This is a genomic window from Shewanella sp. Arc9-LZ, assembly GCF_010092445.1.
Classification (GTDB): domain Bacteria; phylum Pseudomonadota; class Gammaproteobacteria; order Enterobacterales; family Shewanellaceae; genus Shewanella.
The window spans coordinates 2,339,759-2,361,266 of the sequence record NZ_CP048031.1; the positions used below are offsets into that span (position 1 = coordinate 2,339,759).

Sequence of the window (21,508 nt, forward strand, 5' to 3'; positions counted from 1 at the left end):
TAATCAATTATCTCATCAAAAAAACCATCGATAGACTCGATTTTAGAGCATTGTCTCGGCCATAAAAATGCAATAAAAAAGGGCCATTTAGGCCCTTTGTCATTGTCGGTGTTATTGCTGCTTTAATGCTGTTCTGATACAGATATCGTAGACGAAGGAGCAGGGACGTAAATATTGATGACCTTGCGGATCAATGCTTTACCGTCTTCAATAGCAATATACAAACATGGAATGAGACATAAAGTTACCACAGTCGCAAACAACACCCCAAACGCTAATGAAACCGCCATTGGGATTACCATTTGAGCTTGCATACTGGTCTCAGCCATAATTGGCACTAGACCAATGAATGTTGTCAATGAGGTAAGCATGATAGCTCTAAAGCGTCGGCAACCTGCATTGAGCACGGCTTGTTTCATCGGCACACCCGCTTTGCGGGAGTTATTGACATAATCCACCATCACTAGTGAGTCATTCACCACAACACCAGCAGCGGCAATAATACCAAACATCGATAGCACACTTAAATCGATGCCTAAAATGATGTGTCCCATTACGGAACCGATAACCCCAAACGGAATCACCGACATAATCATAATAGGTTGAATATATGAGCGCAGTGGAATAGCCAACAAACTATAAATCAGCAATAGCGATAAAATAAAGTCACGCATTTGTGTATCGGCGCTGTCTAATTGCTCTTGAATACTACCAGACACTTCACTGTGGACGCGTGGATACTTAATCAGCAACTCTGGCATAAAGTTATCACGGATATCTTTAGCCAATTTAAACGGTTCAGTTTGATCTGCATCTACATTGGCCCACACGTTAATGGTTCGGTTACCGTTTTCGCGGCGGATACTGTTTACGCCTTGCACGACCTTGATTTCCGCAACTTCAGATAAGGGTAACTCTGCACCTTGTGGGGTGTTAATCATCACATCTTGTACCAATGCGATTGAGTTACGCTGCTCTTCAGGGTAGCGCAGCATCACTTTGATTTCTTCGCCATTACGAATGATACGTTGTGCTTCAAGACCGTAAAAACTATTACCCACCTGTGAGGCGATATTGGCTAAGGTTAAGCCCAATGCATTGGCCAATGGCTTTAATTGGAACTGCACTTCTTTGGCACTTGACTGGCGGCTGTCGTTTACGTCGCTAACGCCTTTAAGTGAATTTAGTTTGGCTTTTAGAGCTAATGACGCTGCAACCAACTGACTTTCATCTTTACCTTCAAGCCTAAAGCTAATGTCACCGTCTTCACGACCGCCACCCATTAAACTGTCTTGAACGCTAAACGATTTAACCCCAGGAATTTGTGGCATTGCTTTGCGCCATAAGTCTGCTAAAGCAAAGGTATCCATTGGTCTGAGTGATGGATCGACCAATTTAGTCATCACTTCAGCCGTTGTTTGCCCTTTAAGATCGACCTGCATGTCAGAAATCATTTTCTGGCCATATTGCTGCTCAATCTTTTTATCCACATCATATAAAGTCTGCTCTATGGCCAGTGCGGCCGCGAGTGTCGATTTTTCTGATGCATCAACGTTCATTTCAACGGTGACTCTTGGAAAGTCGTGTGGAATTTTTGGTTGACCGATAAAACGAACCAAACCGCCCATATAAAGGCCAACACAGATCAAAATCAAGCTGATAAACAACATGATAACCGCGTAACGATACTCAACCGCTAATTCAAGGGAAGGGCGATAGACAGACTTAATAAATTTCGTTAAGCCGCGATCAATTTTACCTTGAACAAAATTAACACCGTTACGAAGCCAATCTAATGGATTTTTTGAACCTGGTTTAACAATGGTAGGCTTTTTCATGTGCGCCAAATGCGCAGGCAAAATCAATTTAGATTCTATTAATGAAAATAATAAACATAAAATAACAACAAAACCAATAGCCTGCCCAAATGCAGATGATGGACCGTCGTCCATGGTTATTGGTAGAAAAGCGGCTATCGTGGTCAATACACCAAAGGTTGCTGGCATGGCGACTTTTTTAACCCCACGAATAACGCTGTCAATACTTTGGCCGTGTTCTTCTGATTCGCTGTGGGCACTTTCGCCCATCACAATGGCATCATCGACCACGATCCCCAGCACTAAGATAAAGGCGAACAAGCTGATAACGTTAATGGTTACATCAAAAAATGCCATTGGCATAAACAATAAGGTACCTAGAAAACACACCGGTAGTCCCATCATCACCCAAAAAGCCAATCGAACTCGCAAGAATAAGGCCAGCATGATAAACACTAATATCGCACCACTTTTCATGCTGTCGAGCATCAGTTGTAAACGGCCATCCAAGTAGTAAGTCATGTCTACCCAAGGTTCAAGTTTGACACCTTGTGGTAATATTTTTTGCTGTTTATCGACAAAGCTATTAATGGTATCCGCCACATCGGTAATACTTTGATTTTTACCCGCACCAATGAAGAAGGTAACTGAGTTTTTACCATTAAATTTAGAGTATTGAATGCCTTCTTCAAAGCCATCATTTACGCTGGCAATATCACCCAATAAAATCTTGGTACCATCATCTAATGTTAGTAAAGGCAGTTGTTCAAACTCGTAACCCACATAGGCTTGATTCTGAACGCGTAAATTGATGTAACCATTTTCTGCTTTGATTTGGCCAGCCGACATATTGCGTGAATAGCCACGAACGGCCTCAGCGACATCGTTAAATGTGATCCCAAACTCACGTAAACGGTCTTTACTGACTTCAATGCCAATTTCATAACTTAAGCCGCTATAATATTCGCTAATGTTGACCCCAGGCAATTGCATGATTTCATCATTAATGCGCTCGCCTAAATCTTTGAGTTGCTTTTGGTTTAAGTCACCATAAAGGCTTAAATACATTACTTCTTGGCGAAACTTAATCCGTTCAACTTTTGGGGGCTCCATGCCGCCTGGAAAGGTTGAGATGGAGTCAATTTCAGACTTAACCTCTTCAAGTACGACTTGTGGATCATATGAGTCTTCTACCTGAAAATATCCCTGCGCTATATTACGATTCGAATAGGTAATAACCCTTTTTAAGCCTTGAGCGCTTTCTAAGGCTTGTTCAATCTTAATGGTAATGCCTTCTTCCACTTCTTGTGGTGCAGTACCTGGATACACGGCGCTAAATTGAATCCAGTTAACTTCAACGGCAGGGAAGAACTGTTTACGGATGGTATTGGCGGTCAACAGACCACCGAGTATGATAATGATCATCAACAAGTTTGCCGCAACGCTATTGCGGGCAAACCAGGCGATAATTCCTTTATTAGTATCGTCCATGATGTTTATTTACCTTCCATCGCAAGTTCAGTTTGTTCTGTTTCTACTGACTCATCTTGTAAGATTTTATCTTCAGGCAGAGCAAGTTGCATACCTTCTAACGGGTAATCAAGCGCTGATGTTATTACTTGCATTCCTGATTCAAGACCTTCGGAAATCACGACATTCGCGCCTTCTTGGCGAATAATGTTAACAGGTTTATAGCGTAAGGTTTTGTCGCTATCCATCACAGCAACTAAACCATTTACAATCAAATGACGCGGAATAATGGCCACATTACCGGCATTACTGCCTTCAACATAGGCGGTAACATAGGTGCCAAATCGTAATTCATTTTTATCGCTATTGAGTCCGTATGGATCGTCTATTTCGGCAACCAGGTATGTCATCCGGCTTTTGCTGTCTACCACGCCTTCACTGCGAACAATTTTTCCTATCCACTCTTGTTTGCTTCCGGCAAAGTTTCCCGCTAATCGTACTTCAGCATGAGTGCCTTTTTTATCCAAATATTGCATTTCTTTATCGGCTAGCGGTAAGCGAATTTCTGCTGTATCAGTATTATAAACATGACCAATTTTGCTGCCAGTGGTGACGTATGCGCCTAAACCGATTTCACGGCTGGATATGAGTGCATCATACGGCGCGCGGATAACCGTACGCTCTAAATCGCGTTGTGCACGTAATAAACCCGCTTCAGCACTTTTTAGTTTGGCTAATTCTTGTGCTAATTGCGGCTTGCGCAAACTAAGATCAGTTGGCTTACTGCTGGTTATTTCGGCCCATTCACGTAAGGCAACTTCAGCATTGGCTCGTTCTTGTACCATGTTGGCTTTAGACGAGGCGATGTTTGCTTGAGCATCTAATAATCCAGCTTCATAGTCACTGGGATCAATTTTAGCTAAAACATCACCTTTTTTAACAAAGCCACCTTTGACGAATTTATCGGCTAAATAAATAATTTCACCACTGACTTGTGCGACGAGTTCGGTGTCGTATTTTGCCGCGACAACACCGTATGAACTGACAGAAAAAGTCATCGGTTTATATTCAAGTGCTTCAACCGACACTAAAGGGGTGGTATCAACTGCAGGCTTTTCTTCAGGCGGTTTTTTTAGTGCAGCAATGCCAACTAAACCGGCTATTCCAATACCTAATACTATGATGGGTAATATTATTTGTTTTTTAGTAGCCACAATGCTTCCTTTTTATAATCCGATATTTTTGCAGTAAGTTCATTTCATACCGCCAATAGTCTTTTTTCTACTGTATATGTTAATCGATATGTTTAGTGTTTGTTGTTTCATTGTGTAAACTTGTGTGTCAACTACTTGCATGTGATCTCATGACATAAAACCTTTAGGGAACAGATATTGTGCAGATTGAAAACACCTCTAGATTACAACTGTCATTAATGACTCTTAATGACAGCGCACTATTATTTGAACTAGACCAAGATGAACGAGTCATGCACTTTCTTAATGGCGGCAATAAAACCACTCAGCATCAGATAGATACGATCATGTTACCTAGATTGGCTCAATATTTAAATCCGCCAAAAGGTTGGGGATTATGGAAAGTCCATGCGCTCGATTGTGACGCCAATGACCAACACGGGTTAAGCGGCGAGTATTTAGGCTGGGTATTAGTGAGACCGATGCACTTTTTTACCCAAGCACAACCGCATAACTTAGAGTTAGGTTGGCGGTTTAAGCATATTTGTTGGGGTAAAGGCTATGCTACAGAAGCTGCCAAAGCGGTCATGGATGCTGTCAGTGAGCCTGATGACGTGACTCATGTGAGTGCGATAGCAGTAGAGGAAAATATTGCCTCAATTGCGATTATGAAAAAACTTGGTATGACGTTTCAGCATAAAAGTATTCACCGTGATCCATTAGGTGATACTGAAGCCGTGTTTTATCAAAAAGCGGTGTAATGTTTTTTAAGGTAATAAAAAAAGCAGCCTGAGCTGCTCTTTTGTTGTATTACATACTGTCGATTACTTTTTAGCGTCTAAATAACGCTCAGCATCAAGTGCAGCCATACAACCCGTACCGGCAGAAGTGATGGCTTGACGGTAATGTTGATCCATCACGTCGCCACAAGCATAAACACCTTCAATACTGGTTTGAGTCGCATTGCCTTGTAAACCACTGTTTACTTGTAAGTAACCGTGATTCATTTCTAATTGACCAGCAAAAATACCAGTATTAGGGCTGTGACCAATCGCAATAAACACACCAGCGACTTCTAAATCGGTCACTGAACCATCTTTAGTGCTTTTCTTCTTAAGCCCAGTCACACCCATCTCGTTACCAGTGACTTCTTCAAGTGTTTGGTCTAGGTGTAAAATGATATTACCGTTCGCAACTTTATCCATTAAACGATTGATCAGAATTTTTTCTGAACGGAAGCTGTCACGACGGTGAATTAAGTGAACTTCAGAAGCTATATTACTTAAGTAAAGTGCTTCTTCAACTGCAGTGTTACCACCACCAACCACCGCAACTTTTTGGTTACGATAGAAGAAACCATCACATGTTGCGCAGGCAGAAACACCACGGCCCATGAATGCTTCTTCAGACGGGAGGCCTAAATATTTAGCCGATGCGCCAGTAGCAATAATGAGTGCATCACACGTAAACTCGCCGTTGTCACCTTTTAAGCGGAAAGGTCGCTCAGTTAGTGTCACTTCGTTGATGTGATCAAAAATAATTTCAGTATCAAACTTCTCAGCGTGCTTTTGCATGCGTTCCATTAATGCTGGACCAGTTAAGTCTTCAGCATCGCCTGGCCAGTTTTCTACTTCAGTCGTAGTGGTTAATTGACCACCTTGCTGCATGCCTGTGATCATCACAGGATTTAAATTTGCACGCGCAGCATAAACAGCAGCGGTATAGCCAGCAGGGCCAGAACCTAAAATTAGTAGGTTAACGTGACGAGCTTCACTCATGATTTTGTTCTCCGATAACATGCCTTAAGCAATTTGCATGGGATTGTATGGAATTTACTACTGCGGGTAAAGTGAAGTTGAGTGCAGGAAATCGATTGAGCTAATCTATTGTGTAAATATTCCGTTTCAGGTGAGGTAATGATACACATTAACTCGCTTGAAACGGTTACTTGTCGTTCAACGAACGATTGATTGTATGTTAGGTTTAATAAACCAAGTGACAGGTTGGTAAATTATTTTTTTCTAAATAATTCTGGTGGTATTCCTCGGCAATGTGGAATGTTTGTATCGGTACAATTTCAGTCACAATATGACGCTGTCCCCATTTACCGCTTCGTGCTAATGCCAGCTTTGAGCTTTCAGCTTGGGCTTTTTGCTCTTTATCGTGAAAAAAAATCGTGCTGCGATATTGAGTACCAATGTCACCGCCCTGCATATTCAGCATGGTTGGGTTGTGATTTTTCCAAAAAGTGTCCAACAAGTCGTCGTAACTGACGATTTCTGGATCAAACTCAACTTGAACCACTTCTGCGTGACCAGTCGAACCCGTCTTCACTTCTTTATATGTGGTCGCACTGTCTTTGCCACCCATGTAGCCACACGTTGCGTTACTGACGCCGTTAATTTCACGGAAAAAATATTCAACACCCCAAAAACAGCCTGCACCAAATGTTGCTAACGCCATGACATACCCTTAAAACAAATTATAGAAGTCTAGATGGCTACAATTGTGTTGAATATTGTGTAGTTTTGCAAGCAAACTTTTATTAATAAATAAATCTAACATATGCCACCAATAAAATAGCGTTTGGCTATGATAGAATCCGCGACAATAGGCAGTAATAGTTAACATCGTTTTACGTCAAAGTTAACTACGCCATATAATAATGAGACAAGGAGTTGATAGTGTTATCTGACCTGATGATAAACCATGATTTTTTAGCCTATACCTTAGCCAATCCAAATCAATTACCTGCAGCATCTGATTTTATGTTGGCAGATCATACCCGTGTAGATGTATGGGATACGGGAGTGATTGTATTTACTCCGGCTAATGCAACCAAAGATATCGTGCTGTCTTGTGCTGTGCACGGTAATGAAACTGCACCGATTGAAATCTGTAATCAACTCATTAAAGATTTGCTCAGCCAACGAATTGTTGCCAAGCAGCGTGTGATGTTTTTAATTGGTAATCCGGCCGCGATTATCAATAAAACCCGTTTTATTGATGAAAACATGAATCGGCTATTTAGTGGCGCGCATTCTAAAGGCGAGGGCTTAAGCCATCCGGAGCGTCACCGAGCAAAAGCGTTAGAGCAATACGTGGCAGACTTTTTCAATGCCAATAATGACAATCAACGTATTCATTACGACTTACATACTGCTATTCGTGCTTCTAAGCATGAAAAGTTTGCCATATACCCATACCGTCCTGGCCGTGCTTTTAGCGGTGAACAAATTATGTTTTTGGCGGCATGTGGCGTTGATACTATGTTGTTTCACCACGAACCAACAACGACGTTTAGTTATTATTCGTCAGAGCAATTTCAAGCAGATGCTTTTACTGTGGAATTAGGCAAAGTAATGCCATTTGGCCAAAATGACATGAGTCGTTTTGCACAAACTCAAACTATGCTTGAAAAGTTGATTACTGAAACTGAGTTAGCACCTGTTGAGTTCGACCCTAGCAAGGTCAACTTGTATAAAGTATCGCGCTCTATTAACAAGCACTTTGATGATTTTGAATTTAGCTTTGCTGGTGATGCAGAAAACTTCAGTGCCTTTAGTCAGGGCGAGGTGTTAGCGACAGAAGGCGGTAATTCAATCACTGTTGAATACCCACAAGAAGCCATTGTATTTCCCAATGCAAATGTGCCCATTGGGCAACGCACAGTGTTATGTTTAGTACCCGCGTTGAACGAAACTATTATCTAGTCGTAAAGCAATATATACATGTCAATCGCGAGTAAAATGCGTTTACAGTGAGAGTAAGTATTGATAGGTAGTTTACGTTAACGTAATGTCTACTCGCATAGTATAAATAGAGCCATGTTTATGTTGAACATGGCTCAACAATAACAAGAGCATAATATGAGCAACGCACCACTGACCAATGAAACAGTGCACCGTGTCAGCTTCTTAGACAAAGCGTCATTGCACATCCCCATTTTGCGTATTTTGCAAGCTGATGGCACCACTTATGAAAGTGCGGTTCTACCAGTAATCGACAAGGCTCTGGCCGAAAAAATCTTTGATACCTGTGTTTTTACACGCGTATTAGACGAGCGTATGTTGGGTGCGCAGCGTCAAGGACGGATTAGTTTTTACATGACCTGTACCGGTGAAGAAGCCTCAATTATTGGCAGCACAGCCGCGCTTGATAAAGACGACGTCATTTTGGCTCAATATCGTGAGCACGCCTCATTGCGTTATCGCGGCTTTACGACTGAACAATTTATGAATCAAATGTTCAGTAACGAGAAAGATTTAGGTAAAGGTCGCCAAATGCCGATTCATTACGGCAGCCGTGAACTCAACTACCAAACTATTTCATCACCTTTGGCAACTCAAATTCCACAAGCCACAGGTGTTGCTTATGGCATGAAATTACAAGGTAAGCGTAACGTCGCCATTTGTTATTTTGGTGAAGGCGCAGCATCAGAAGGTGACTTCCATGCTGGTTTGAACATGGCCGCAGTGCTTAAGTCTCCGACCATCTTTTTCTGTCGTAACAATGGTTATGCTATTTCAACCCCAACTGAAGAGCAGTTTGCTGGTAACGGTATAGCCAGTCGGGGTGTTGGTTACGGTATGCATACCATCCGTGTAGACGGTAACGACATGCTAGCGGTGTTAGCTGCCACACAACAAGCTCGTGCCCACGCACTTGAACATAATGCTCCAGTATTGATTGAAGCGATGACGTATCGTTTGGGCGCGCATTCTTCATCAGACGATCCATCTGGTTACCGTTCAAAAGAAGAAGAAGCCAAATGGCAGCAACACGATCCAGTAAAACGTTTTAAGTTATGGATGGTCAATAAAGGCTGGATAACTGAAGCCGATGAAGCCAAGTTATTTGAACGTTATCGCGAAGAAGTGCTAGCAGCAGTTAAAGTGGCTGAAAAGTTACCTATTCCGAAACTAGATGAAATTATTGAAGATGTGCTTGATAAACCGACTCCAGCATTGAGAAAACAGCTTAAAGAACTGAAAGAACACATTGCTAAGTATCCAAAAGCCTATCCAAAAAGCGCAGGGAGACTCTAAACCGTGGCTCAAATGAATATGTTACACGCCATCAACGAGGCGTTATCAATAGCCATGACTGCCGACGAGCGCATGGTGATTTTTGGTGAAGACGTTGGCCACTTCGGTGGCGTTTTTCGCGCGACTTCTGGTTTACAAGAGCAGTTTGGTCGCGACCGTTGTTTTAACACGCCGCTAACTGAACAAGGTATTGCTGGTTTTGCTAATGGCCTAGCATCTTATGGCATGACTGCTGTTGCAGAAATTCAGTTTGCTGATTATATTTTTCCGGCATTCGATCAAATCGTTAATGAATCGGCAAAATTTAGATACCGCAGTGGTAATCAATTTGATGTGGGTGGGTTAACCTTCCGCACACCATACGGTGGTGGTATTGCCGGTGGACATTACCACTCTCAATCACCTGAAGCCTATTTTACCCAAACGCCTGGTTTAAAAGTGGTCATTCCGCGTAATCCAGAACAAGCTAAAGGGTTGTTGCTGGCGTCTATTCGCGATCCAAACCCGGTAATTTTCTTTGAACCTAAACGTTTGTACCGCGCATCTGTTGGCGAGGTTCCAGCCGGTGACTACGTTATCGAATTAGGCAAAGCACAAGTGGTTAAGCAGGGCAGTGATATTACTGTTCTGGCTTGGGGCGCACAGATGGAAATCGTCGAAAAAGCCTGCGAACGTGCCGAGAAAGAAGGTATTTCATGTGAAATTATCGACTTACGCACTATCGCGCCATGGGATGTTGAAACTATCGCAAAATCAGTGACCAAAACAGGTCGTTTACTGATTAACCATGAAGCGCCATTAACCGGTGGTTTTGCTGGTGAAATTGCGGCAACCATTCAGCAAGAATGTTTCTTATCGCTTGAATCACCGATCAATCGTGTGTGCGGATTAGATACGCCTTATCCATTGGTGCATGAAAAAGAATACATGCCAGATGAATTAAAGACCTTCGAAGCCATCAAGGCCACAGTGTCGTTTTAGGAGTAAGGTATGATTAAAGATTTTATTTTACCCGACATCGGCGAAGGTGTGGTGGAATGTGAATTAGTTGATTGGTTAGTTAGCGAAGGTGACATTGTCACTGAAGATCAACCGATTGCTGATGTAATGACAGATAAAGCCTTAGTGCAAATTCCGGCGCCGCATGCTGGAAAAATTACCAAGCTTTACTACGCCAAAGGTGAAATCGCCATTGTGCATCAACCATTGTACGCAGTAGAAATGGATGGAGATGACAACGATAGCGTCATTGAAGCCCCTGTAGCTGCCATGACACCGGTTAACGAGTCAGCTGTTAACAACAGTAATGCTGTTACGGCCACAACCAGCAGTCAGTCAAACATTGAAGAGTTCTTATTGCCTGATATCGGTGAAGGGATTGTTGAATGTGAATTGGTTGATTGGTTAGTCGAAGAAGGCGATATCGTCGTTGAAGATCAACCCATCGCTGATGTGATGACCGATAAAGCGTTAGTGCAAATCCCGGCCATGAAAGCCGGTAAAATTGTCAAACTGCATTATCGTAAAGGTCAGCTTGCTAAAGTGCACTCACCTTTATTCGCCATAGAAGTAGAAGCTGAAGTTAATGCTCCGTCAGCTCCTGTTGAAGTGGTTGAACAAGCACAAGCAGCTGCGCCACAAGTTAACCTTGAACCTGTTGCACAAGGTAAAGCTTTAGCTAGCCCAGCAGTTCGCCGCATGGCACGCGTACTGGACATTAATATCGCTATGGTTGTTGGCACAGGCAAAAATGGCCGAGTTTACAAAGAAGATATTGAACGTCATCAGCAAGGTGGTCATGCCACTCAAGCTGCCGCAAGCACAACGCCAGTGTCGTCAACGAGTCAAGATAATGCTCAAGCTGGCAGTTCTGTGAATAGCGGCATAGTGAGTAATGTAACGGCGAACGATCGGGTTGAACCCATCAAAGGTGTCAAAGCCATTATGGCGAAAATGATGGTTGAGTCAGTATCGACTATCCCTCATTTTACTTACTGTGAAGAGTTTGACCTTACCGAACTCGTTACCTTACGTGAAAGCATGAAGCAACGCTATTCAACTGACGAAGTGAAGCTGACCATGATGCCATTCTTTATGAAGGCCATGTCATTAGCGATCACAGAATTTCCGATATTGAATAGCCAAGTTAATGCAGATTGCACCGAGCTCACTTACAAGTCTCGTCATAACATTGGTATGGCCGTTGACTCAAAAATGGGTTTATTGGTACCGAATGTTAAAGACGTACAAAGTAAGTCTATTTTGGATATTGCTGCTGAAATTTCACGCTTAACCACCGCCGCACGCAGTGGCCGTGTGTCGCCAGCAGATTTGAAAGACGGTACCATTTCGATTTCTAATATCGGCGCATTAGGCGGTACCATAGCAACGCCGATTATTAACAAGCCGGAAGTGGCCATTGTGGCGTTAGGTAAATTACAAATACTGCCACGCTTTAATGCTAAAGGTGAAGTTGAAGCGCGTAAAATTATGCAAGTAAGTTGGTCTGGCGATCACCGCGTTATTGATGGTGGCACCATTGCTCGCTTCTGTAATTTGTGGAAACACTACCTAGAGCAACCACAAGAAATGTTATTAGCCATGCGCTAATGATGATTAGTGTTAATTGCACTATCTTATCCAAAAGGACGCTAACACGTCCTTTTGTTTTAAGTGGCTTTTTCGTATAATACTCGAACAATGTAAATCGATTGGAACCTGTATGAGTCTGTCGGCACCTAAAATTGAAATGATTGAATATCCGTTTCCGCCAAAACCTGCCGTGTTGTCTGACACTGAAAAAGCACAGTATAAAGCACGTATTAAACAGTTATTGATTGATCAAAATGCAGTACTTGTTGCCCATTATTATACCGATCCTGAAATTCAAGCATTAGCTGAAGAGACGGGCGGTTGTGTGTCTGATTCATTAGAAATGGCCCGCTTTGGTCGTGATCACCCAGCCAAGACATTAATTGTTGCTGGCGTTAAGTTTATGGGCGAAACCGCCAAAATCTTAAGCCCAGAAAAAACCATTTTAATGCCAACTCTTGAAGCAACCTGTTCATTAGATTTAGGTTGCCCGATTGAGCAATTCAGTGAGTTTTGCGATGCCCATCCCGACCATACGGTTGTGGTATATGCTAATACCTCTGCCGCAGTAAAAGCACGTGCGGATTGGGTCGTAACCTCAAGCATCGCACTTGAAATTGTCGAGCATTTAGACAGCCAAGATAAAAAAATTATCTGGGCACCCGATCGTCACCTAGGCGCTTACATCAACAAACAAACTGGCGCCGACATGCTGTTATGGCAAGGCGATTGTATTGTGCATGATGAGTTTCAAGCCAAAGCACTTCGTGAGCTTAAAAAACAGCATCCTACGGCGGCGATTCTAGTACACCCAGAATCACCTGCCAGTGTAGTAGAACTTGCTGATGCTGTAGGCTCAACTAGCCAGCTGATTAAAGCTGCGCAAACCATGCCAAACGACAAGTTTATCGTCGCTACCGATCGCGGCATTTTTTATAAAATGCAGCAAGCGGCTCCTGGTAAAATATTACTTGAAGCCCCAACCGGCGGCAATGGAGCAACCTGTAAAAGCTGCGCCCACTGTCCATGGATGGCCATGAACGGTTTACCCGCTATCGAAGCTTCATTAGTCGATGCCGATAAAACCAATCATGAAATATTTGTGGGTGAAGAACTTCGCATCAAAGCACTCATCCCACTCACCCGCATGCTCGATTTTGCCAAAGAATTGAACATGAAAGTGAAGGGCAACGCTTAAACGTTTAGGTTTAGGTTTAGGTTTAGTGTCCATGAAAACAGAAAGCCGACATTTAGTCGGTTTTTTTGTTTTTATAAAAAGTCATTTATTTCTGCAAATACACTTATATAGAGTCCATTGAAACAACGCCGTGAGCATGGCATGGATGTCATATTAGCTTTCGCTGGTCAGAGTCACTCTTTGATATTCCATTACCATGGCATTCGTAAATCCATTGACATCAGATTGCTATCGGAAGCGCTAGGGATTTTTGACAATGGGCGAGGGCGTGACTAGCGAAGTTAAACGCTGAATTAGTCTCGATCTAAATATTCTGCTTATCAAAAGATTTAGTTGGAGCGATGAGGATTTGTTAAGGGATCAATCGCTTTACCCTTTGACTTAGGTGTGAGCGAAACGCCACTAGCTTCTCGACCGAAGGCCGCATAGATCAAAAGAAAGTTAATAAACAGAAATCAACACTGCATCGAAACAATAAGAGAAGGGGATGTTGCTTACCCAGCAGCCAAAACAAAAAGCCCCGCATATATGCGAGGCTCTTAAGCTAACTAGATTTCTATCAAGTATTAAATAATATTTGTAGATTACTTAGCGTTCATTAGTGCAACAGCGTTGTCTAACATGCGGTTACTGAAACCCCATTCGTTATCATACCAAGACATCACTTTCACTAAACGACCATTAACACGAGTTTGTGTTGCGTCGAAATTCGAAGAGAAAGGATTATGGTTAAAGTCGATAGACACCAATGGTTCTACATTAATCGCTAAAACTTCAGACATTGGAGACTGTAGTGAAGCACGAGTAATGATGGCATTAACTTCTTCAACAGTAGTGTCGCGAGATGCTAAGAAGGTTAAGTCAACTAAAGATACGTTAATTGTTGGTACACGAACCGCTAAACCGTCAAATTTTCCTTGAAGCTCAGGAACCACTAAACCTACTGCAGCAGCTGCACCGGTTTGGGTTGGGATCATAGACATTGCAGCAGCACGAGCACGACGTAAATCTGTGTGATACACATCAGATAAACGCTGATCGTTAGTGTAAGAGTGGATAGTGGTCATTAAACCAGACTCAATCCCAAGCTCATCATTTAACGGCTTAGCAATAGGCGCTAAACAGTTAGTAGTACAAGAAGCATTTGAAACTACTGTCATATCAGCAGTTAATACTTCGTTGTTTACGCCGTAAACAACAGTGGCATCAACATTCTTACCTGGTGCAGAAATAAGTACTTTCTTAGCGCCAGCAATAAGGTGCGGTTGCACAGATTCTTTAGAAGTGAAAATACCAGTACATTCGAAAACGATGTCAATTTTCAACTCAGCCCAAGGTAACTTTGATGGGTCACGTTCTTGGAAAGTTAAGATCTTGTCACCATTAACATAGATAGCTTCATCGTCGTGATCAACTTTTGCGTTGAAACGACCATGTACAGTATCGTACTTAGTTAAGTGAGCATTAATTGATGCATCACCTAAATCGTTTAATGCAACGATTTCGATTGGGTAATTTTTTTCGCTTTCGTATAGAGCACGTAAAACATTTCTACCGATACGGCCATAGCCGTTAATTGCTACACGGATAGTCATCTCATATCCCTCAAGTTAAAATAATTTGGTGGCATGTAAATCGCCTGGTTGTAAAATTACCAAATTGGCTGTAATAATCAAGCTAAATCACCTAAATATGCCGAATTAAGCCAATAATTTTGTATTTTTTTTACATTAAGCTCATTTTGAATATAAATTAAGCACAGTTTTGTAAGTTGTACACTAACGTAAGCGAGATAATATTGGCCGATTAGTGAGGTGATTTATGCTTACTTTAGTAACATCTCGCTGCGACTCTGTGCAAATTGTTTACTCATTACCGCAGAGATTAATTCAAGTGCTTGTTTATCGAGTTCTGTCGCTAATGTTTTATTACCTTTAATAATGGCCAATAACTTTTCTTCATCGGCATGGTTGTCACTCATTAACAAATTTGCTCGAGTTAACAGGTATTCTTTTTCAGCATTTTGTTGTTGCCGATATATTGATGCTAACGCTAAAAACCAATCAGCATCGATTTTGGCTGGTTCTGTTGTGGCTAACAAATGCAAATAAAGCGTTTTAGCGTCGTTAGGTGAGACTCGCACATAATAAGCTGCTAGTTGGGTAATAATGTCATTGTCGGTGAGTTCACCTTGCTTATAGGTGCGTTCAACAATGGCGAATGCGTCTTGATCGTTGAAACGCGTCCAACGATAAAATGCCAAATGCACCTCATTATTAGTGCGGGTAAATTCTTGAAGTTCAGATAATGTTTGAGTACTTACCGCAAATGCTCGCTCGCGATCTCGTGTACGGTCGGTATTCAACTTATGTTGAACCCCTGCGGCTAATTCGATGCAGTTACTGTAATTTTCTAGATAAACCAGCTGCTGATAAAGTTGTTTCCCAGTGGGTGTCGAACTCTGTTTTAACGCGTATCGATGACGGATCAAGTCGCCTTTTTCAAATCGGCACCAACTATCTTTGTGTAAATCGCTACAAAGTTCGGGATTATTTTTACAAATGAGGTCGCTATTACGGTCATTATCGCAGCCAAAAAGGCCAAATAATGCCCCAATAACTGTAAATGATGTAATTAATACAAAATTTTTGCTCAAAATCGTCTCCGAGAGGTAAATTGTCTAATAAAATTACACATTTACCGAAAATTTGTTACTAGCGAAATAACCTGTATTTCATTACAATGTCGGCGACCAACAGGGGCCACCCCCATACAATATACTAAATTATTGGTCTTTTCTTTTTGTTACTCAAACCTTTCTGAAAAAACGAGAAAAGTGAGATAAAGGATCCCTACATGAGCGCAGATAAACATTTACAGAGCTGGCAAGAACGTTTCGAAATGGCAGAAGCAATGCAACCGTTGCTTGGCAAGTTGTATCGTAACCAAGGCATTGAAGTAATGGTATATGGTAAACCATTGCTTAATGCATCAACCATCGAAATCATTAAGTCACACCGTTTAGTACGTCGTCATGTCGGTGAAAAATTACGTCTTCGTGAAAGTTTCCCATTTGTTGTAGCACTTAGCAAATTAGCGATTAAACATTGCAGAGTGGATATTGGTAAATTAGCGATTAATTACTGGCGTAATAACAAGGATGCGAGCGGTATTGAAGCTTATATGACACAAGAATTGTCAGAAGCGGTTAATCACGGTGATGATACCCCGGCTCGTGATGTTGTACTTTATGGTTTTGGTCGTATCGGCCGTTTGCTGGCACGTTTATTAATTGAACGTACCGGTAAAAGCAACAAATTGCGTCTGCGTGCCATTGTGTTGCGCGGTGGTAAAAAGGGTGATTTAGAGAAACGTGCTAGCTTATTGCGTCGTGACTCGGTACACGGACCATTTAATGGCTCTGTCGAAGTTGATGAAGAAAACAACGCAATCATCGCTAACGGCACTTATATTCAGATTATTTACGCAAATTCTCCTGATCAAGTCGATTACACTCAGTATGATATTAAAGATGCATTAATTGTCGATAATACTGGTATTTGGAAAGATGAAGAGGGTTTAGGTTTACACCTTAAAAGCCCAGGAGCTTCAAAAGTATTGTTAACGGCACCTGCTAAAGGCGCTATTAAAAATATCGTCTATGGTGTGAATGAAAACGATATTCTTGATGAAGACACAATTGTTTCAGCGGCAAGCTGCACTACAAACGCTATTACGCCAGTGTTGAAAGCGGTTAATGACAAATACGTTATTGAGAATGGCCACGTAGAAACGATTCACTCGTATACGAATGATCAAAATCTAATCGATAATTACCATAGTGCCGACCGTCGTGGTCGCAGTGCACCGTTAAACATGGTGATTACTGAAACGGGTGCCGCTAAAGCTGTTGCTAAAGCATTGCCTGTATTAGCGGGTAAGCTAACCGGTAACGCAATCCGAGTTCCAACACCTAACGTATCAATGGCGATTATTAGTGTTAATTTACAACATGAAACTAATCGTGATGAACTGAATGAATATTTAAAAGATGTCGCATTACAGTCTGGATTACAAAATCAAATTGATTTTACTGAATCGACTGAAATAGTATCTAGCGATTTAGTCGGTTCACGTTATGCCGGAGTTGTTGATTCGCAAGCGACGATAGCAGAGGGTAAACGTGCCATTTTATACGTATGGTATGACAACGAATTTGGCTATAGCTGCCAGGTTGTTGGCGTTATGCAAAAAATGCTTGGTTTAACCACATTATCATTACCAAAAAGCTAATGTGTTATAAAAACTAACCATTCATGGTGGTGAATACTCGAAAGGCGTACAAGCTTAATATCGCTGTTTATTGAGTACTTACCGTCATATTTATGATAAAGCATCTCTTTGGAGGTGCTTTTTTATGCGCGTTGTAATTTATTTAATCATAATGATGATTTATGCATCAAACAGTCATTATGTTGCAATAAATGTGTTTTTATTGATTGACTATCGGGGCTAAAACGGTAGAATGCCATTCCGCAGTCAGGGGAAACTTCTTCAGCTGTTAAGTTTGAAAGGCATTATTGTTCTTACAAATTTAGTAAAGGTTATAGGCGATACAAATGCGACATTAGCTCAGTTGGTAGAGCGATACCTTGCCAAGGTATAGGTCATCGGTTCGAACCCGATATGTCGCTCCAATTTCTTATCTTATCCGATGGATTTGAATTTGGTTAAAGCATGGCGCGATGGCAGAATGGCTATGCTACGGATTGCAAATCCGTCGATCTCGGTTCGACTCCGGGTCGCGCCTCCACGAAATTGCGTTTGATGGTTACTTTTAGTAACGGTTAAAACAACACTTTGCCCGAGTGGTGGAATCGGTAGACACAAGGGATTTAAAATCCCTCGCTGAATAAGCGTGCCGGTTCAAGTCCGGCCTCGGGTACCATTATAATCTCTAGTAATAGAGAGTGGTGTAAAAAAGCCTCAACATTAGTTGGGGCTTTTTTACGTCTGTAATTTGTGAATTAGATTGAAAGATCAAAATCCCTCGCGCTCTGGTTGAACATCAGGCGTACAGGCGCAAGTCCGGCCTCGGGTACCATTATAATCTCTAGTAATAGAGAGTGGTGTAAAAAAGCCTCAACATTAGTTGGGGCTTTTTTACGTCTGAAATTTGTGAATTAGATCGAAAGAATAAAATCCCTCGCGCTCTGGTTGAATATAAGACGTGCCGCTCTTTATTAATAACAATCGTCAGAAAATTGAGCTGAATATTAAGTGTTATTGAATTGGTGGGGAGACTTTACAATAGAGGAGGATGCTGATGATAAGATCTTTGGGTTAGTCACACTTTGGAATCAAATGTTAGCTTGAAGCTAGGCTTGTCTAGGAATGAAACATAACGTGAGAGGCCTGTAACTCTATGAACCATCACGTTATGAATAGAAAAGGGTGGTGACTAAGACTGATCGTCTAGTTGAATTTGGCCTACATATAAAACAGGGGCAGCATCAATTTCATTGGCATCCATCATGGTAGCTATCCGCTCAACGGCAGACAATAATTGACTTTGTTCCCATTCTTCAAGGTTTTGATAACGCATAATAAAATGTTCTTGCAGTGGTTTAGGTGCGCTATTTAATAACGTTTTACCTGCGTCACTTAACGATAAATGAACTTTCCGTTTGTCGGTTTCGCTGCGCGTTCTAATCACCATGCCACGATTTTCTAATCGATCAATAATGGTCGTCACTGTCGCTGCACTCAAATTAATTTCTTGAGCTATTTGTTTGGCCAGTGGAGCGTCAAGTTGATCAATTTTCTGTATGACCATTAATTGTGGTCCAGTTAGACCCGATAGTTTATTTAATTGACGTGAGTGTATATCAATAGCTCTGATCACCCGGCGCAATGAAATTAATAGTTGTTCGTATTTTTCCATAATCCCCTCATAATTCACCATGCACCTTAGCAGAATTCGGCTTATTACTCATGTCCAATATCAAAAAAAGCAGAATAATGTCATAGACATTATTCTGCTTAGCTATTTTATCAGCAATTACAACTTAAAGACTGAAAGTACGTGATACCGATAATACTGCGCGGGTATCGCTTAAGTCTGTGTCCATGCTCGTGTCTTCAACGGCAACGTTGAAGTCAAAACCTTCCCAGCTGGTTAAGTACTCTGCGCGATAATGGTTGTAAGACTTGTCACCGTCCCATGCCCATTTGTCTTCGTCTTGCGAAGTAGAGCGGTCAAAACTAACACGGATGTCATGACCTTCTGCAATGGTGAAGGTATGAGCAACCATCATGATGTAATGGTCAGCATCAACACCAAAGTAATCCCATGAATACCAAAAGTTTAATTCACTTTGACCAAGCGATGAAGCATAGCCAAACTTAGTGTAAATCTCTGGGTAGTAATACTCATCAGAGGCATCATCACCATGGTAAGTGTAATATGCAATACCCGCATCTACAGACACTCTGTCTGTTAGTTCAAAATATTTACCTGCGTAAAAATCAAGTTCTAGCCAAGTGTCATCAGCACTGCCAAAGTCAACATTCGATGCCCAAGCTCCAACGTACCAACCGTCATCGGCAGCATAGTCTAGGCTAGCTTGTAAGGCAGGATCATTGTCTGTTTGGCTAACACCATTAAAGGTATAGTCAGAGGTTGCATTAACGGTTGTGCTTAACTCACCAGCCATCACTGAAGTCGGTAAAGCAAATAAGCTTAATAAGGCTAATTTTTTCATTGTGGTGTTCATCATTATTCCTTGGATCATTATTATTGTTTAGTCTGCTAATTCGATTTTAGTAAAATCGATTTTATTTTCTTTTGGAGAACGTTCTATATCAGTCACTTTACGGTAGTGCGATTTTAAAATGTATCCGAAACAACTTAATATCAAGGCAATAGCGAGAGCACCAACCCATTGAATTTGTAAAAAGTCTAGTTTGAATAACAAGGTTAAGCCACTCAGTACCACTACATTACCGATGATATAAGGTACTTTACCAAAACGTTCAACGGTAAGGTTTAAGTTATCTGTATATAAACGAACCAGTGAATCGAGTGAGTTAATAACAAACATTACCCCTACAATCACCATTGCTAGATTATAAAAACCTGACGTATCAATACCATTCGCGCTGTAGTAGTACAGAACCGTGAACCAAATCGCGATTGGGATTGAAGGGAATACCATCATGGCTATTAATACTTGATAGGTTTTCATTCCACCCACAAAACGAGCGGTAAATTGACCAATCATAATGCTCCATGCAAACCACCAGAATAGGTAAAATTCGTGGTAATCGTTTATTGGAAGTACAAAGTTATGGATGTTGCCAAAATAGTCACCAATTAATGCAAATGTAGTAAAGAACTCACCCACACTAGAATCGTCTGATAAAAATGCGCCCGCCCACATGATGGCGATTAAACCAAAGAACAACCAGGTACTGCCTAAACTAAGATAACGAACATAGCGAATACTGGTGCTTGAATACACTGCGGCGGCAATAACCATAAACACGATTAAATAGAAGCTGCTGACAACGGTTTCACCATCACCTAATTGCGGTAAATACCATGGTAAGTTAGTTAATAATAAATAAGCGGTAAAGGCACATGTACCAATGATCACTACGTTATTAATAAACTTTATCAATGGAATTTCAAAATACTTTACTCTTGGTTCAATAACACAAAAGTAGAAGCAGGTTAAAAAGTAAAACGCCCAAATTAAGCAGGCCCAAAAACCAAACTCTATGGCTAACGGATTACTAAATCCATATTCTGGACTGGTTGCCAAATCTGCATAACCAGCAAATTCCGTTAGCGGAAACATGATTAAGCCAACATCAAGCCCTGAAGTGAACAAAATGGCAATAAAGGTAAATTTTCGCACCGGTGTCACACCAATGCACTGCATGTTACCCCAACGATAAATAACAAATGCGATAGCGGCAAAAGTGAATAAAATGCCTATTGATAACCAGGTCGTCATTATTTAACTCCCGGGTGAATAGTGTGTGCGAACATAATGTTGGCTCCTTGTTGTATGTTTTTTATGCCATAGAACAATTTTTAAAGGCAAAACGCCCTCAAGCCTTAAGTATCGTGATGACGATAGTTAAACCCTGATAGATTGAACTTGGCTAAATAGACCATTTACA

Annotated in this window: 16 protein-coding genes and 3 tRNA genes; 10 read left to right on the plus strand and 9 right to left on the minus strand. The window is 41.5% G+C overall.

Translation table 11 applies throughout. From position 1 onward, the window contains the following. Nucleotides 1–122: 122 nt before the first annotated feature. Both GUY17_RS10095 and GUY17_RS10100 read right to left on the minus strand, forming a co-directional pair. Complete coding sequence (locus GUY17_RS10095) at nucleotides 123–3,308, minus strand: efflux RND transporter permease subunit (protein ID WP_162023051.1); 3,186 nt, start codon at nucleotides 3,306–3,308, stop codon at nucleotides 123–125. 5 nt (nucleotides 3,309–3,313) lie between these two features. After that, entirely contained in the window at nucleotides 3,314–4,501 is a 1,188-nt protein-coding gene (locus GUY17_RS10100) for an efflux RND transporter periplasmic adaptor subunit (RefSeq protein WP_059744931.1), read from the minus strand. Between the two features lie 179 nt (nucleotides 4,502–4,680). On the opposite strand from GUY17_RS10100, the gene GUY17_RS10105 reads away from it, so the two are divergent. Further along, entirely contained in the window at nucleotides 4,681–5,241 is a 561-nt protein-coding gene (locus GUY17_RS10105) for a GNAT family N-acetyltransferase (RefSeq protein ID WP_162023052.1), read from the plus strand. Between the two features lie 63 nt (nucleotides 5,242–5,304). Here the strand turns inward: GUY17_RS10105 and trxB are convergent, their stop codons facing one another. Further along, the gene (trxB, locus tag GUY17_RS10110) at nucleotides 5,305–6,258 is read right to left on the minus strand and encodes a thioredoxin-disulfide reductase (RefSeq protein ID WP_101088358.1); all 954 of its coding nucleotides are present in this window, start codon (nucleotides 6,256–6,258) and stop codon (nucleotides 5,305–5,307) included. Nucleotides 6,259–6,463: 205 nt separating this feature from the next. Further along, nucleotides 6,464–6,943 (minus strand): peptide-methionine (S)-S-oxide reductase MsrA, encoded by a 480-nt coding sequence (gene msrA, locus GUY17_RS10115; protein ID WP_101088353.1) that lies wholly within the window; start codon nucleotides 6,941–6,943, stop codon nucleotides 6,464–6,466. Nucleotides 6,944–7,164: 221 nt separating this feature from the next. On the opposite strand from msrA, the gene astE reads away from it, so the two are divergent. The 5 genes from astE to nadA all read left to right on the plus strand — a co-directional run bounded on the left by astE (nucleotide 7,165) and on the right by nadA (nucleotide 13,318). After that, nucleotides 7,165–8,193, plus strand: coding sequence for a succinylglutamate desuccinylase (gene astE / locus GUY17_RS10120; protein WP_162023053.1), 1,029 nt, complete (start codon nucleotides 7,165–7,167; stop codon nucleotides 8,191–8,193). 156 nt (nucleotides 8,194–8,349) lie between these two features. Next, nucleotides 8,350–9,528 (plus strand): thiamine pyrophosphate-dependent dehydrogenase E1 component subunit alpha, encoded by a 1,179-nt coding sequence (locus tag GUY17_RS10125; RefSeq protein ID WP_162023054.1) that lies wholly within the window; start codon nucleotides 8,350–8,352, stop codon nucleotides 9,526–9,528. 3 nt (nucleotides 9,529–9,531) lie between these two features. Then, nucleotides 9,532–10,509, plus strand: coding sequence for an alpha-ketoacid dehydrogenase subunit beta (locus GUY17_RS10130; RefSeq protein ID WP_101088350.1), 978 nt, complete (start codon nucleotides 9,532–9,534; stop codon nucleotides 10,507–10,509). A gap of 9 nt (nucleotides 10,510–10,518) precedes the next feature. Continuing rightward, entirely contained in the window at nucleotides 10,519–12,138 is a 1,620-nt protein-coding gene (locus tag GUY17_RS10135) for a dihydrolipoyllysine-residue acetyltransferase (RefSeq protein ID WP_162023055.1), read from the plus strand. A gap of 112 nt (nucleotides 12,139–12,250) precedes the next feature. Next, complete coding sequence (gene nadA, locus GUY17_RS10140) at nucleotides 12,251–13,318, plus strand: quinolinate synthase NadA (protein ID WP_162023056.1); 1,068 nt, start codon at nucleotides 12,251–12,253, stop codon at nucleotides 13,316–13,318. 584 nt (nucleotides 13,319–13,902) lie between these two features. Here nadA and gap read toward each other — a convergent pair. Together gap and GUY17_RS10150 are read right to left on the minus strand one after the other, a co-directional pair. Further along, a complete protein-coding gene (gene gap / locus GUY17_RS10145; protein ID WP_101088347.1) occupies nucleotides 13,903–14,913 on the minus strand; it encodes a type I glyceraldehyde-3-phosphate dehydrogenase in 1,011 nt (336 codons plus the stop codon). Between the two features lie 230 nt (nucleotides 14,914–15,143). Next, the gene (locus GUY17_RS10150) at nucleotides 15,144–15,974 is read right to left on the minus strand and encodes a DUF2989 domain-containing protein (RefSeq protein ID WP_162023057.1); all 831 of its coding nucleotides are present in this window, start codon (nucleotides 15,972–15,974) and stop codon (nucleotides 15,144–15,146) included. Nucleotides 15,975–16,174: 200 nt separating this feature from the next. Between GUY17_RS10150 and GUY17_RS10155 the strand changes: the two genes are divergently transcribed. The 4 genes from GUY17_RS10155 to GUY17_RS10170 all read left to right on the plus strand — a co-directional run bounded on the left by GUY17_RS10155 (nucleotide 16,175) and on the right by GUY17_RS10170 (nucleotide 18,266). Further along, nucleotides 16,175–17,611, plus strand: a complete 1,437-nt coding sequence (locus GUY17_RS10155; RefSeq protein WP_011637403.1) for a glyceraldehyde-3-phosphate dehydrogenase — start codon at nucleotides 16,175–16,177, stop codon at nucleotides 17,609–17,611. Nucleotides 17,612–17,939: 328 nt separating this feature from the next. Then, nucleotides 17,940–18,015 (plus strand) — tRNA-Gly (locus GUY17_RS10160). 42 nt (nucleotides 18,016–18,057) lie between these two features. Next, nucleotides 18,058–18,131: transfer RNA gene (locus GUY17_RS10165), tRNA-Cys, on the plus strand. A 49-nt stretch (nucleotides 18,132–18,180) separates the two neighbouring features. Further along, nucleotides 18,181–18,266: transfer RNA gene (locus GUY17_RS10170), tRNA-Leu, on the plus strand. A gap of 513 nt (nucleotides 18,267–18,779) precedes the next feature. On the opposite strand, the gene GUY17_RS10175 is transcribed toward GUY17_RS10170, so the two are convergent. From GUY17_RS10175 to GUY17_RS10185, 3 genes are all read right to left on the minus strand, one after another. Then, nucleotides 18,780–19,262, minus strand: a complete 483-nt coding sequence (locus tag GUY17_RS10175) for a MarR family winged helix-turn-helix transcriptional regulator (RefSeq protein WP_101088345.1) — start codon at nucleotides 19,260–19,262, stop codon at nucleotides 18,780–18,782. Between the two features lie 124 nt (nucleotides 19,263–19,386). Further along, on the minus strand, nucleotides 19,387–20,094 hold the full coding sequence (locus tag GUY17_RS10180) for a TorF family putative porin (RefSeq protein WP_101088344.1): 708 nt from the start codon (nucleotides 20,092–20,094) through the stop codon (nucleotides 19,387–19,389). 27 nt (nucleotides 20,095–20,121) lie between these two features. Beyond that, nucleotides 20,122–21,339 carry a choline transporter gene (locus tag GUY17_RS10185; protein WP_101088343.1) on the minus strand — a complete coding sequence of 406 codons (1,218 nt, stop codon included), beginning with the start codon at nucleotides 21,337–21,339 and terminating at the stop codon, nucleotides 20,122–20,124. Nucleotides 21,340–21,508 lie beyond the last annotated feature (169 nt).